The sequence below is a fragment of the Stenotrophomonas sp. PS02300 genome, from assembly GCF_029959395.1.
In the GTDB taxonomy this organism is placed as follows: Bacteria; Pseudomonadota; Gammaproteobacteria; order Xanthomonadales; family Xanthomonadaceae; genus Stenotrophomonas; species Stenotrophomonas maltophilia_AD.
Genome location: NZ_JASCOP010000107.1, coordinates 1 through 14,348 on the forward strand (window position 1 = coordinate 1; position 14,348 = coordinate 14,348).

Here is a 14,348-nt window from a genome sequence, read left to right on the forward strand (position 1 = left end):
CAACGGGAACGCGGACAGCACTTTCAGGTTCATGGCGGGCGCACTACAGGGAAGACCTCCGCACCATACGGTGCGGAGGTAGGCATTCACCAGTTAACTTTTCACATGCCCGGCATTTGATTCCCGAATGCGAGCATCAGACCTCACCCTGCATCGCCGGGCGCTGCTGCAGCCGGGCCAGCCACGCGGCGACGGAAGGATGGTCGGCCACGCCGGCCCCGACATAGGTGCCATACCCCACCACCTGCCCGACCACCAGGTCGACCAGCGAGTACTCCGCACCCAGCATCCACTGGCGGCCCGCCAGGCGCGCCTCGAGGACGTCCAGCAGCTGGGTCGCCTCAGCCGTGGCCGCTGCGGCATGGCGGGGGTCGCGCAGCGCATCGTCGCTGGTGGCCAGCCGCAGGCGGCCCACCACGGCCATGTAGGTCACATATGCCCACGCACACCAGGACAGCGCCTGCAGCCGTTCGGGCGTGTCGGCCGCCGGCCACAGCCCGCGCGCGACGCCGAAGCGGTCGCCCAGCCACAGATGGATGGCCAGGCCTTCGAAGATCGGGGTGCCATCCACCACCAGGCACGGCACCTTGCCGTTGGGGTTGATCGCCAGGTACTCCGGCGTGCGCTGCTCGCCATTGCGGATGTCGATCCGCACCCGGTCATGGGCGACCCCCAGTTCGGCAAGGGCGCAGGCAATGGGGGTGGCGCTGGACATGGGGTGCCAATAGAAGACGACGGACATGCGGAACTCCTTGTGGGTTGTCGGTGTGGAAAGGTGCACCGCCAGGGGCCTTGCACCGTGGCAACAGGCTAGCCACCATTGCGGACAGATCCTGTCCTCGACAGGCGCGATGCTGCCGCCCATGCTCACCACCTCTGCTCGACTGCTGCGCCTGCTCTCGCTGCTGCAATCCCGGCCGCACTGGCCAGGGAACACGCTGGCTGCGGATATCGGCGTGCATCCACGCACGCTGCGCCGCGACATCGACCGCCTGCGCGAACTGGGCTACCCGATCCAGGCCAGCAGTGGCGTGGCCGGCGGCTATGCGTTCCGCGCCGGCCGCGCACTACCGCCGTTGCTGCTCGACGATGAAGAGGCGTTGGCCGCCGCGCTGGCCCTACGCACCGCAGTGACCGGCACCATCAGCGGCATCGAGCAGACTGCGATCACCGCACTGGTCAAACTCGAACAGGTCATGCCGGCCCGCCTGCGCCGCCGGCTGGATGCATTGCGTACCGCGATCCTGCCGATCGACCAGGCCGGGCCGATGGTCGACGCCGGGCTGCTGGCCACGCTGGCCGGCGCCTGCCGTGACCAGCTGCAGCTGCGCTTCGACTACGCCGACCGCCAGGGACAGCCCAGCCAGCGGCTGGTGGAACCGCAGGGCGTGGTGCATGCCGAACGGCGCTGGTACCTGGTGGCCTGGGACACGCTGCGCGTGGATTGGCGCACGTTCCGCATCGACCGCATGACCAGCGCCGCCGAGGTGGGCGTGCACTTCCGCCCGCGCCCCTCGCCCGCCAACGGCGACCTGCGCGCGTTCGTGAGCCAGTCGCTGTCACTGGGGCCGTACGGCGACGAAGCGCGGGTGATCCTGCACGCGCCCATCGACATCGTGCGCGAACGCATACCGGCCTCGGCGGGCATGCTTGAACCGGTGGATGCACAGCGGTGCCTGCTGCGGTGTGGCGCGCACCCGCAGGGCGCGGTGGTGTACTGGCTGCTGGCGCTGGAGCTCGAATTCGAGGTACTGGGCCCACCCGCTCTGCACGCGATGATGCGCGCCGCCGGCGACCGCGTGGCGCGCAGCCTTGCGCGCACCGGTACCGACGCCAACGGATGAGCGGGCGTAACTGGCCTGCCCCCCGCGTGCATGCTAGAACATCACCATTCGCTTTCTGGATACCGCCATGCCGCCCAGTGCACAATCGCATCGAACCCTGTTCGAACTGGACCTGCTGCGCGCCATGGTGATGGTGGCCGACTGCGGCAGTTTCACCACCGCCGCCACGCGCCTGCATTCCACCCAATCCACCATCAGCCAGAAGATCCGTCGGCTGGAACAGCTTGCCGGCCACCCACTGCTGGTGCGCGGCAACCGCGACGTGCACCCCACCGATGCCGGGCAGACGCTGCTGGGCATCGCACGCCAGATGCTGGCCCTCAACGACCAGATGGGCGAAGCCCTGGCCGGCGCCACGGTGGCGGTGACGGTCCGGCTGGGCGTACCCGAAGACTTCGTCAGCGCCCGCACCACCGCCCTGCTCGGCCGCTTCACCCGCCGCCACCGGCAGGTGAAGCTGGAAGTCACCAGCGGGCTCAGCCGCGACCTGGCCAATGCCTACGACCACGGCGAGCTGGACCTGGTGCTGGTCAAGCAGCGCCGCAACAGCCGCCAGGGCGTGGCCTGCTGGCATGAGCCGATGCGCTGGGTGGACAGTGCGCGCAGCCCCTGCATCGGCATGGACCCGATTCCCTTGGTGACGTTTCCGCCGCGCGGGCTGTATCGCGATGAGTTGATCGCCGCCGTGGAAGGCATGGGCCGGCGCTGGCGGATCGGCTTCACCAGTTCCAGCCTCAGCGGCATCCAGGGCGCCGTGGCCGACGGCATGGGCATCAGCCTGTTGCCGGCGCGCGCGGTGACCCGTGAACACCGCACGCTTACCGCGCGACAGGGCCTGGCGCCGATGGACGGCATCGAGATCGCGATGCTGCACCGTGACAATGCCGATCCGCTGGTGCTGGACCTGGCGTCGCAGTTCGCGCGACTGCTCGATCGCGAAAAGCGCTGAATCGGATGCGCGCAGAGAGTGACGCATCTCTCGTACCGCGCATAGGAATAGTCCTAATCTGACATCAGACTATCTCCGCAGCGCGTTGAAGCGGTAAGAATGGCGCAAATCCCACGATTGCGTGCCTCCTTTGTCTCGACGCCATCCAGGCCCCGCATATGGACCGCTGCTGCCGTCCGTACTCAACATCGCCCTGCTTGATGACCACGATGTCGTCCGGCATGGCAGCTACGTGCACCTGTCCACCGACCCGCGCTTCCACGTGGTCGGCAACCACGCCCACACGCGATCATTGATCAACACGTTGCAGCGCCACCTGGTGGATGTGGCCGTGGTGGACTACACGCTGGCCGAAGGCGACCTGCAGGGCATGGAACTGCTGCGCATGCTGCGGCGCCGGTTCCCGCGCGTGCGGGTGTTGATGTTCTCGGCCAACGTGCACCACGTCATGATCTCCAACACCATGGCCGCGGGCGCGGCCGGCGTGGTGTCCAAGGGCGAGACCCTGGAAGCGCTGGCGCGCGCGGTCATGCGCGTGGCGGCCGGGCACACCCACGTGCCGGTCAACTACCGCGACGAACATGCCGAACACCGGTTGTCGCAGAGCGAGCGTGAAGTGCTGCAGCTGTGCCTGAGCGGCATGACCGTGACCGACATCGCCCTGCAGCGCAACCGCAGCATCAAGACCATCAGCACCCAGAAGCACGCGGCGTTCCGCAAGCTTGGCCTGCGCACCGACCGCGACCTGTTCACCCTTCGCCACCAGCTGGCGGTGTGGTGAGCGGCGACTGGACGTGGACCGGCGCCTTGACCGGGGTGCTGGTCGGCCTGCTGCTGCCTGTCACCCCGGGCAGCAGCGCCGAACCCCGGCTGGTCCGGGTGGCGGCCGACCCTTCCCAGCATGGCCTGCTGGCCAATGACAGCCGCGCCGCACGCGACAGCAACCTGATCACCGGCTATGCGCAGCTGGTGGCCGAACAGGCCGGACTGGAGTTCCGCGAGCAGCCGGTGGAATCGGCCACCGCCGCGCTGCAGGCGCTGTGCGACGGGCGCGCCGACCTGATGATGCTGCTGGGGCCATTGGACAACGCCCCCTGCACCGCGCTGGCCGCCTCGCCGGCGTACTACCGCGGCCAGACCCTGATGGCCAGCCGCCACGCCCAGGCGCACCCGCCGGAATTCGCGCACCTGCGCCGGGTGGCGGTGGTGCGCGGCACCCGCCTGGCCGAATGGCTGGGGGCTTACCACCCCCACCTGCAGGTGGTCGACCTGCCCAGCCTGCGCGAAGCACTGTCCGCCGTGGAAGCGGGCGTGGTGGACGCGGCGCTGGATCTGGACGTGGCGATGCGCCCCGTGGTGCGCCGCGAGTTCGGCAACAGCCTGCTCCTGCATGGCGGGCCTTCCACCCTGCCGGGCAGCCTGCACCTGGTGGTGCGCCACCGCGACCGCGCCCTGCTCGACCAGATCCACCAGGCGATGCGCTCGATCAGCCCGCAGGAACACGCCATGCTGATGCAGCGCTGGACGAAGGCCACCTACCTGAGCGGGCCATCGCTGCAGGTGATGTCGCAGCACTTCCGCTGGGAACTGCTCGCGGGCGGGCTGATCCTGCTGGCCCTGCTCACCGCCGGGGTGTGGATGCGCGTGGCGCAGCAGTCGGCGCGCCGCAGCGAGCGCCAGCAGGCGCGCTTCATCGCCGTGATGAGCCACGAAGTGCGCAACGCCGCGCAGGCACTGGTGACCTCGGTCGATCTGCTGCACCAGTCAGGCCTGGACCAGGGCCAACGGCAGCTGGTGAACGCCGCACGCAACGCCGGGGCCGGGCTGCGCCACCTGCTCGGCCATGCGCTGGACTACTCGCGCCTGGCCACCGGCGAGTACCACCCTACCCCGGGCTGGCACGACATCCGCCAGCTGGCCCGCGACTGCGTGGCGGTGGCCCGCCCCGGCGCCGAGGCCAAGGGCCTGTCGATCACCCTGCTGCAGGACATCGACCCGCTGCCACGCATGTGGCTCGACGGCGACGCGCTGCGCCAGGTACTCAGCAACCTGCTGGGCAACGCGGTGAAGTTCACCGACGTGGGGCATGTGGAGGTGACCTTGTCGCTGCAGCTTGACCAGGACAGCGCGCACCTGTGGCTGGCGGTCCGCGATACCGGGATCGGCATCCCGGCGGACCAGCACGAGCGTGTGTTCAAGGCATTCGCGCAGGCCCACGACGACCATTCACGGCAGATGGGCGGGGCCGGGCTCGGCCTGTCCATCTGCCAGGACCTGGTGCGCGGCATGGGCGGGACGGTACAGCTGGGCAGCGCGCCGGGCGCCGGCAGCCGCTTCGACGTGCGCCTGCCGGTGGTACTGGAAGCAACCAGCCCCTGCGCGGGGGAGCGCCCCTTGGCGGGGCGCACCCTGCTGCTGGTGGAAGACCATGCGTTGAACCGGACGGTAGTGTGCCGCCAGCTGGAAGCACTGGGCGCGTCGGTGAGCAGCTGCGCCGACGGCGCCAGCGCCCTGCAGAGCCAGGCTGCCGAGCCCTGCGGCGTGGTGCTGCTGGATTGCGTGCTTGGCGACATGAGCGGCTACGAGCTGGCCGTGCAGCTGCGCCAGCTGGAACGCCGCCACGGGCGCACACCGGCGGTGCTGGTAGCGTTGTCGGCCAATGATTCGCCGTCCCACGCTGAGCGCTGCCTGGCCTGCGGAATGGATGCGGTGCTGTGCAAGCCGCTGGAGATCCGCAGCCTGTTGCGGGCATTGCGGGTGGAGGAGCCGGCGAGCAAGCCGCCCCTGTCCGCAGACCCGGGTGCGGTCATCGACCCGATCTGGGTCGAGATCCTGCAATCGCTGCAGGAAGAGCAAAACGCGCTGCACGACGCACTCCGCGAACAGTCCGGAACGGCCCTGCGACACCACGCGCATCGCCTGGCCGGTGTCCTGCAGATGCTGGGGCAGCCGGACCTGGCCGCGATTGCCGGCGACCTGCACGAGCTGGACCTGGAGCAGCCTGCCGACTGGCGGGAAGCCGAGCGACTGCTCGGTTACCTGCGCCCAGCGGTCACTGCGCTGGTGGGCGGAGCGATCACTTCAACTGCAGGGGATAGCGCTGCCACAACACGTGCACCAGGAACCCGGTGAGCTCGGCATCCTTGGCGCTGATCGCCGCGCGGATCTTGTCCAGCAGCACCATGTCGCTGCAGGTGCGCACGTCAGCATGGTCGGCCTGCCCGGCACGGCGGGCCCGGTAGCGGGCCGCCCGTTGGGCATCGGTCATGGCGTAGCCGAACGTGGGCGGACGGCCGCGCTTGCGCGGCAGCATCAGCTCCAGGGTGCCGGGATCTTCTTCATCACGCATGACGGACGGGCGATACAAACGGGGGCCGGAACAATATCGTGAGAGTTCACGGAAATCCAGCAGAAATGCGCGAAATCGATCAACGCGCGGCGGCGGACTCCGCCAACCGCGCACCGAGCCACACCAGCGCAAAGCCGGCGACGAGACTGATGCCCAGATACGTCGGCATCACCCAGCCGCGTCCGTTGCGGACCAGCAGCACCGCCTCCAGCATCATCGACGAAAACGTGGTGAGCCCGCCGATGATCCCCACGATGGCGAACGCGCGCCAATACAGCGCGGCGCTGCCGCGGGTCTGCAGCCACACCACCACGTAGCCGACCGCGAAGGCGCCCACCAGGTTCACCGTGAGCGTGCCCCAGGGGAAGCCGTTGCCGAACTGGCGCAGCATGGCGTCGCCGATGATGAAACGCAGCGCCGCGCCCAGCGCGCCACCGGCCATCACCAGCCCCAGCTGCTGCCACCACGCCCCGAAGCCACCCATCATTCGTTCCCTTTGCGCGCCCGCGCCTGTTCGCGCTCTGCACGCAGGCGGTCGAGCTTTTCCTTCAGCTTGATTTCCAGTCCGCGCGCCACCGGCTGGTAATACACCCGCTCGCCCATCGCATCCGGGAAGCCGGTCTGGTCCAGCGCGATGCCACCTTCTGCATCGTGGTCGTACTGGTAGGTCTTGCCGTAACCCAGCTCTTTCATCAGCTTGGTCGGCGCGTTGCGCAGGTGCAGCGGCACCTCCTGGGTGCCGGTCTCGCGCACTTCCTGCTTGGCCAGGTTGAAGGCGGCGTAACCGGCGTTGGACTTGGCGGTGCTGGCCAGGTACAGGACCAGCTGGGCGAAGGCCAGCTCACCTTCCGGGCTGCCCAACCGCTCGTAGATATCCCACGCCTCCAGCGCCATCGACTGCGCACGCGGGTCGGCCAGGCCGATATCCTCGATCGCCATGCGGGTCAGGCGCCGGGCCAGGTAGGACGGATCGCAGCCACCGTCCAGCATCCGCGTCAGCCAGTACAGCGCCGCATCCGGGTTGGAGCTGCGCACCGATTTGTGCAGTGCCGAGATCTGGTCGTAGAACTGCTCGCCGCCCTTGTCGAAGCGACGGGTGCGGTCGGCCAGCACCTGCACCAGCATCTCCGGGCTGATCCGCCCGCCTTCACCACCGGCCAGTTCGGCGGCGATCTCCAGCAGGGTCAGCCCGCGCCGCACATCACCGTCGGCGGCGGTGGCGATCTCCAGCAGGGCTTCGGGCGTGACCTGCAGCGCTTCGGCACCGAGCCCGCGCTCCTTGTCCTGCAGCGCCCGCTCCAGCGCCTCGACGATGTCGGCCGGCGACACCGCTTCCAGCACGTGCACGCGGCAGCGCGACAGCAGTGCCGAATTGAGCTCGAACGAGGGGTTTTCCGTGGTCGCGCCGACGAACACGATGGTGCCGCGTTCGATGTGCGGCAGGAACGCATCCTGCTGGGCCTTGTTGAAGCGGTGCACTTCGTCCACGAACAGCACCGTACGGCGGCCTTCGGCGAAGCGTTGCGCGGCCTCGGCCAGCACCACCCGGACCTCGGGAAGGCCCGACAGCACGGCGGAGATGGCACGGAATTCGGCGTCGGCGTAGTGGGCCAGCAGCAGCGAGAGCGTGGTCTTGCCGCAGCCTGGCGGCCCCCACAGGATCATCGAGTGCACATGCCCGGACTCGACCGCCCGGCGCAGCGCGCTGCCCGGGGCCAGCAGGCGCTTCTGCCCCACCATCTCATCGAGGGTCTGCGGGCGCATGCGCTCGGCAAGCGGGCGCATGCTGTCCCGATCCACCGTCAGCAGATCGGGTTCATTGAATGTCGTTCGGTTTCTGGCCACGCCACTATTGTATGACCGAATGACGTAGCGCCGGGCCGTGCCCGGCTACCCTCAGTTGCCGATGACGTCGGTGCCCTTCGGCGGCGTGAACGTGAAGGTGGTCTTCGGGAACACCGGGTTCCGCTTCCAGTCCTTGAAGGAGATCACCGTGCGCTGGTTTACCGCATCGGTCACTTCCATGCGGGCCAGGCCCTGCGCGTTGAAGCCCAGCGCGGCGTACTGGAACGAGGTCTCGGTTTCACGCTTCGGGGTCAGCGACAGCCACTGCAGGCCATCGCGCGGCGCGGCTTCCTCACTGACGTCGTACTGCTTTTCCAGCAGCGCCGGGGTGATCAGCGCGATCAGCGGGCTGTTCTGTTCCTCGGCGCCCTGCACCCGCTTGGTCGCCTGCTGCAGGTCCGGCTCGTACACCCACACGTTCCTGCCATCGGCAATGATCAGCTGCTCGTGCGGCACCTTGTACTCCCAGCGGAACTGGTTCGGCACGGACAGCGCCACGCTGCCGCTGGTGGTTTCCTTCACCTTGCCCTTGCTGTCGAACACCTTCTGCTCGAACGTACCGTCCAGGCCCTTCAGGCCCTTGGTGAACGTGGTCAGCTCATCGCGGGCTCCGGCCCAGGCAGACACCGACCCGACACTGGCGCAGACCAGCGTGGCGGCGACGAGACAGCGGCGGAAGGTGCTCTGCATACGGGTATCCAATGAACGTAGGAAGGATGGCCGGCAGTGTGCCGAAATCATCCTGAATGGGGGATCAGGGAACGGACTGCACCGTGCGCAGGTCGCCGTAGACCACCTGCCCGCGGAAGCCGCGCCGCACCTGCTGGTACAGCTCGCGGAAGGCAGCATAGTCGCCCGGCTGGCACAGCGCATCCGCCCCGCGCACCGCGTTCTGGTGCAGGCGGTGGCGGGCAACGATGGCCTGGCCCTCGCGGGTCCACTGCAGCGTGTACTCGCCGGCGGCATTACGGAACTGCTGGTTGCGCGGCATCGCCACGATCGGCACGCCCGCCGGGAACGCCAGACGGTAGGTTTCCTCGCGCAGGTTGTCGTTGCAGTAGAACGGGGTGGCATTGTCCGGCGCCGAGGTGGTGGCGTAGATGTCACGGAACGACTCACCCCCGGGCGGGTCCGGCAGCACCATGCCACCGACCACGCCGAAATCGACGTAATCGCGTGCGTGGAAGTCGTAGCGGTAGTTGAACGGCCGGGTCAGGTCCTGCGGGTCGCCCAGCAGGGTCAGCGTGCCACTGCCATCGAAGCCGGACGAGGCCATGATGGATTCCTCCACACGCGCCCGGTTCTGCGCGTTGAGCCGGGCGAACGAGCCACGCATGCCGATCTCGCCCACTTCGCGCGGCTGGGGGTTCGTCTGCCCCTGCAGGTTGCCGTCCTTGTCGAACTGGAACGTGACCTCGAACCCGCTGCCATTGCGTGCGGCATCGTTGGCCGGCGTGCGCGCCACTCTGGCCTGCCGGGTATGCAACACCGGCGCGCCCAGGTCGCCGTCGGGCAGCTGGCCGAAGCGCGCATACGCGCTGGTCGAATCCAGGTACAGGTCGAACTCGGGAATGTAGGTGATGGCGTGGTTGAAGCGACCCAGCAGCGGAATGTCCGGCAGGGTCGGGCCGCCGCCGGCGCCGATCAACACCGGGGTGCTGTCGATGCCGCGCGCGGCCAGCAGCGCCTCCAGGATCACCACATGGTCCTTGCAGTCGCCGTAGTGGTTGTCGAGGATGCTCTGCGCCGGGTTCGGCTCCAGCCCGCCGTTGCCCAGGTACACCGCCACGTAGCGGATGTTCTGCGACACCCAGCGGTACAGTGCGGCGGCCTGCTCACGGCGGTCCACGATGCCGCGGGTGACCTCGTCGGCCAGCGCCTGGATGCCCGGGGTCACCCGTGCCGCCTCGCCGCCCTTGAGCTGGTAGGCCTGCGCCACCTGCGCCCAGTCGCGGTACGTGCTGGCCATGATGGTCGGACTGAATTCCCACGGCGCGGCGGTCCAGATCTGCACCGGCATCGGGTCCGGGCGGCGGTAGCGCCAGGCCCACGTCGCCTGCCCGTTCCGGATCACGGGTTTCTGGCTGCCCTGCACGCCCCGCTGCTGCACATACATCGGCAGGGAGGCCGGCGCGCTCAGGGTGACCTGCGCATCGTCGTACTGGGAAAACCCGCTGAAGGTTTCCCACAGGCTGAAGTAGCCCGGGAAGTACGGCAGGTTCTGGGTGCGGCGGGTCTGGTAGACCACCCGGGTGCCCGGCGCCAGGTTGGGGAACACCACCACCCGCACCTTGCGGTCGGCGTACATGGCCGCCGCGGCGCTGGAGTAGCTTTCCTGGGTGTAGATGCGGTCGGCCGGCACGTCGCGGCGCTGGCCGTCGGCGGTCAGGGTGTAGGCCGACAGCACCTCCAGCGTTTCCATCTTCTCGCTGTAGCTCAGCCGCACCTGGCTGAACTGTTCCACCGCCGCCTTGGTCTTGAGCAGGATGTCATAGGACTCGGTCTGCACGTTGCCGGCATCAGGCCGCACCACGTAATCGGCGCGGTAGCTGACGAAGCTGAAGTTGTTGCTGGCCTGGGTATCGCTGGCGGCGGCCGGCGGGGCCGGTGCCGGTGCCGGCGCCATTGCAGGCGCCGGCACCTGGGCCGGGGCGACCGCCTGGGCCGACACCAGCAAAGGCGCCAACGCCAGCGCGCACGCGGTCATCCATGTCATGCGGATCATTGCGGTTCCGGCGTTATTTCGGCGGGGGCGGCGCAAGGACGCTGCGGTCGCCATTGTGTTCGGGTGGGGTGACCACGCCGGCCATCTCCATGGCTTCGATCAGGCGCGCGGCGCGGTTGTAGCCGATCTTCAGCCGGCGCTGCACGCCGGAAATCGAGGCGCGCCGGGTTTCGGTCACGATCCGCACCGCTTCGTCGTACAACGGGTCCGATTCGTCCCCTGCCCCGCCACTGCTCTCGGGCAGGCCACCGGCGCCGACCACCACGCCATCGCCCATCATCTGCACTTCGTCGAGCACGCCGCTGATGTAGTCGGCCGGGCCGCTGGCCTTGAGGTGCTCCACCACGCGGTGCACTTCCTCGTCGGAAACGAACGCACCGTGTACACGGTCGGGCAACGCGGTGCCGGGCGGCAGGTACAGCATGTCGCCGTGGCCCAGCAGCGTTTCGGCGCCGGACTGGTCCAGGATGGTGCGCGAATCGATCTTGGAACTGACCTGGAAACCGATGCGGGTCGGGATGTTGGCCTTGATCAGGCCGGTGATCACATCCACCGACGGACGCTGGGTGGCCAGGATCAGGTGGATGCCGGCCGCACGCGCCTTCTGCGCCAGGCGCGCGATCAGTTCTTCGACCTTCTTGCCGACGATCATCATCATGTCGGCGAATTCGTCGATGAAGATGACGATGAACGGCAGCGTTTCCAGCGGACGCGGGGCTTCGCCCAGCTCCGGGTTCGGCTTGAACAGCGGGTCCATCAGCGGCTGGCCGGCGTCTTCGGCGTCCTTCACCTTCTTGTTGAAGCCGGCCAGGTTGCGCACGCCGACCGCGCTCATCAGCTTGTAGCGCCGCTCCATTTCAGCCACGCACCAGCGCAGGCCGTTGGCGGCTTCCTTCATGTCGGTAACCACCGGCGCCAGCAGGTGCGGGATGCCCTGGTAGACGCTCAGCTCGAGCATCTTCGGGTCGATCATCAGCATCCGCAGGTCTTTCGGCGAGGCCTTGTACAGCAGGCTGAGTACCATGGCGTTGACCGCCACCGACTTGCCCGAGCCGGTGGTACCGGCCACCAGCAGGTGCGGCATGCGCGCCAGGTCGGCCACGGTCGGGCGGCCGGCGATGTCCTTGCCCAGCGCAAGGGTGAGCGGGCTGGCCGACTTGTCGTACTCCTTGGAGCGCAGCAGTTCGGACAGGTAGATCATTTCGCGGGTGACGTTGGGGATCTCAAGACCCACCACCGACTTGCCCGGAATCACGTCCACCACGCGCACCGACTTGACCGACAGGCCGCGGGCGATGTCCTTGTCCAGCGAGCTGATCTGGCTGACCTTGATGCCCGGCGCCGGCTCGATCTCGAAACGGGTGATCACCGGGCCCGGGTACGCGCCGACGACCTGCGCATCGATGCGGAAGTCCTTGAGCTTGAACTCGATCTGGCGCGACAGCGTTTCCAGCGTCTCTTCGTCGTAGCCCTTGGGCTGCGGTTTGGGATCATCCAGCAGCGCCAGCGGCGGCAGGTCCGAGCCATCGCCATTGACGCCGCGGAACATCGGAATCTGGGTTTCGCGCTTGGCCCGGTCGCTCTTTTCCAGCACCGGCTCCGGGCGCGGTTCGATCTTGACCGGCTCGCGCTTGGCGCGGACTTCCGCGTCCACCTTGCGCACTTCCTGGCGTTCCTCGCGCATGGCGCGGGTCTGCTGCCATTCGGTGGCCTGTTCCTTCTTCTTGCTGAGCAGCGGCGGCAGCGCCAGCACCGCCCGGCCGATCTTCTCCATCACCACGAACCACGAAATGCCGGTGGCCAGGGTGATCGAGGCCAGCAGCAGCACCAGCACGAACAGGTTCGCGCCCAGCGCGCCGAACCCGGCACTGAGCGAATTGCCCACCAGCCGGCCGAGGATGCCGCCGGCATGGCCCACATCGCCACTGAACAGCCGCAGGTGCAGGAAGCCGGTGCCGGCAATCAGGAAGCCGACCAGCCCGACCAGCCGCAGTGCGGGGTCCAGGTCGTGTTCGCCCTTGCTCTCACGCTTGAGCCCGAACATGGCAAACCACGCCAGCGCGCCCAGTACCACCGGCAGCAGGAAGGCCATGTAGCCGAACAGCTGCAGCAGTACGTCGGCCACCCAGGCGCCTACCCGCCCGCCCATGTTGTGGATGGGCGCCACCACGCTGCCGGTGTGCGACCAGCCTGGATCGCTCGCCGAATAGGTGAACAGGCTGGCGACCAGATACAGCAGCGCCGGCGCGATCGCGATCAGGCCGAGGTCGCGCCACAGGCGCTGCCGACGTGGATTTTCGACCGGCGCCGCAGCCGCAGCACGGCGCGACGCCGCTTTGCCGTCGGGAGACTTGGATCGTTCCGGGACCTGTTTCGCCACCTTAGACCAGACCTTGGGAATGCACTGTTAGTGCTTGATAATAAACGACTGACGGCACGCCAACCACCACCGGCTGGGTTGCGCCGTTCCACCGCTCGCCTTGAATCGGGCGACCCCTGCCGCCACTCTATGACCTGTCTTGGACGCCGGGCAATCCTCCGCCAGCGCCCCGCCCCATCATCTCTTTGCGAGTCTACATGAGCAATTCCAAGCCTTCCCGCCACCAGAAGCTCGTCATCCTCGGTTCCGGCCCGGCCGGCTGGACGGCAGCGGTCTACGCCGCCCGCGCCAACCTGAACCCGGTGGTGATCACCGGCCTGCAGCAGGGCGGCCAGCTCATGACCACCACCGAGGTGGACAACTGGCCGGGCGACGCCCACGGCCTGATGGGCCCGGACCTGATGGCGCGCATGCAGGCCCACGCCGAGCGCTTCGAGACCGAAGTGATCTTCGACCACATCCACACCGCCGATGTGACCCAGCGCCCGTTCAAGCTGATCGGCGACAGCGCCGAATACACCTGTGATGCGCTGATCATCGCCACCGGCGCCACCGCCAAGTACCTGGGCATTCCGACCGAAGAGGCCTTCAAGGGCCGCGGCGTGTCGGCCTGCGCCACCTGCGACGGCTTCTTCTACCGTGACCAGGACGTGGTCGTGGTGGGCGGCGGCAACACCGCCGTGGAAGAAGCGCTGTACCTGTCCAACATCGCCCGCAAGGTCTACCTGGTCCACCGCCGCGACACCCTGAAGGCGGAAAAGATCATGCAGGACAAGCTGTTCGCCAAGGTCGCCTCGGGCAAGATCGAAACCGTGTGGCACCACCAGGTGGACGAAGTGCTGGGCAATGAAGCCGGCGTCACCGGCGTGCGCGTGAAGTCCACCCTGGACGGCAGCACCCGCGACATCGACGCCCACGGCTTCTTCGTGGCCATCGGCCACCACCCCAACACCAGCCTGTTCGACGGCCAGCTGACCATGAACAACGGCTACCTGGACATCCGCTCGGGCCTGGGCGGCAACGCCACCCAGACCTCGGTGGAAGGCGTGTTCGCCGCCGGCGACGTGGCCGACCAGCACTACCGCCAGGCCATCACCTCGGCCGGCTTCGGCTGCATGGCCGCGCTGGACGCAGAGCGCTACCTGGACGCGAAGGGCGAGCTGAGCTAATAAGCAGCGCCTGAGGTACCCCAGAAGGGGGGGGGCGCGCCCCCGCCGGGGGGGGGTTTTGTTGGGGGGGCGGGGGGGGGGAGTGGG

12 protein-coding genes are annotated in these 14,348 nt (G+C 68.2%); 5 read left to right on the top strand and 7 right to left on the bottom strand.

What is annotated here, in order from left to right; all coding sequences use genetic code 11:
* Positions 1-136: 136 nt before the first annotated feature.
* Positions 137-742, bottom strand: coding sequence for a glutathione S-transferase family protein (locus QMX79_RS16210; RefSeq protein ID WP_282247647.1), 606 nt, complete (start codon positions 740-742; stop codon positions 137-139).
* Between the two features lie 121 nt (positions 743-863).
* Between QMX79_RS16210 and QMX79_RS16215 the strand changes: the two genes are divergently transcribed.
* From QMX79_RS16215 to QMX79_RS16230, 4 genes are all read left to right on the top strand, one after another.
* Positions 864-1,844 carry a transcriptional regulator gene (locus QMX79_RS16215; protein ID WP_282247648.1) on the top strand — a complete coding sequence of 327 codons (981 nt, stop codon included), beginning with the start codon at positions 864-866 and terminating at the stop codon, positions 1,842-1,844.
* Positions 1,845-1,911: 67 nt separating this feature from the next.
* Positions 1,912-2,793, top strand: coding sequence for a LysR substrate-binding domain-containing protein (locus QMX79_RS16220; RefSeq protein WP_282247649.1), 882 nt, complete (start codon positions 1,912-1,914; stop codon positions 2,791-2,793).
* A gap of 121 nt (positions 2,794-2,914) precedes the next feature.
* Positions 2,915-3,574 (top strand): response regulator transcription factor, encoded by a 660-nt coding sequence (locus QMX79_RS16225; RefSeq protein ID WP_282247650.1) that lies wholly within the window; start codon positions 2,915-2,917, stop codon positions 3,572-3,574.
* On the top strand, positions 3,571-5,925 hold the full coding sequence (locus QMX79_RS16230) for an ATP-binding protein (RefSeq protein WP_282247651.1): 2,355 nt from the start codon (positions 3,571-3,573) through the stop codon (positions 5,923-5,925). The genes QMX79_RS16225 and QMX79_RS16230 overlap by 4 nt, the downstream gene beginning before the upstream one ends.
* On the opposite strand, the gene QMX79_RS16235 is transcribed toward QMX79_RS16230, so the two are convergent.
* The 6 genes from QMX79_RS16235 to QMX79_RS16260 all read right to left on the bottom strand — a co-directional run bounded on the left by QMX79_RS16235 (position 5,870) and on the right by QMX79_RS16260 (position 13,092).
* The gene (locus QMX79_RS16235) at positions 5,870-6,142 is read right to left on the bottom strand and encodes a hypothetical protein (RefSeq protein ID WP_068851817.1); all 273 of its coding nucleotides are present in this window, start codon (positions 6,140-6,142) and stop codon (positions 5,870-5,872) included. The two genes, QMX79_RS16230 and QMX79_RS16235, sit on opposite strands and share 56 nt — an antisense overlap.
* Positions 6,143-6,221: 79 nt before the next feature.
* Positions 6,222-6,626: a fluoride efflux transporter CrcB gene (gene crcB / locus QMX79_RS16240; protein WP_282247653.1), complete on the bottom strand. Its 405-nt coding sequence runs from the start codon at positions 6,624-6,626 to the stop codon at positions 6,222-6,224.
* Positions 6,626-7,927: a replication-associated recombination protein A gene (locus QMX79_RS16245; RefSeq protein WP_282247655.1), complete on the bottom strand. Its 1,302-nt coding sequence runs from the start codon at positions 7,925-7,927 to the stop codon at positions 6,626-6,628. Before QMX79_RS16245 ends, crcB begins: the two co-directional genes overlap by 1 nt.
* Before the next feature lie 111 nt (positions 7,928-8,038).
* Positions 8,039-8,677 carry an outer membrane lipoprotein chaperone LolA gene (gene lolA / locus QMX79_RS16250; RefSeq protein ID WP_282247656.1) on the bottom strand — a complete coding sequence of 213 codons (639 nt, stop codon included), beginning with the start codon at positions 8,675-8,677 and terminating at the stop codon, positions 8,039-8,041.
* 64 nt (positions 8,678-8,741) lie between these two features.
* Positions 8,742-10,712 carry a DUF3857 domain-containing protein gene (locus QMX79_RS16255; protein ID WP_282247657.1) on the bottom strand — a complete coding sequence of 657 codons (1,971 nt, stop codon included), beginning with the start codon at positions 10,710-10,712 and terminating at the stop codon, positions 8,742-8,744.
* Positions 10,713-10,725: 13 nt separating this feature from the next.
* Complete coding sequence (locus QMX79_RS16260; RefSeq protein WP_282247658.1) at positions 10,726-13,092, bottom strand: DNA translocase FtsK; 2,367 nt, start codon at positions 13,090-13,092, stop codon at positions 10,726-10,728.
* A 197-nt stretch (positions 13,093-13,289) separates the two neighbouring features.
* Here QMX79_RS16260 and trxB point away from each other — a divergent pair, with 197 nt between their 5' ends.
* The gene (trxB, locus tag QMX79_RS16265) at positions 13,290-14,261 is read left to right on the top strand and encodes a thioredoxin-disulfide reductase (protein WP_282247659.1); all 972 of its coding nucleotides are present in this window, start codon (positions 13,290-13,292) and stop codon (positions 14,259-14,261) included.
* Positions 14,262-14,348: the final 87 nt, after the last annotated feature.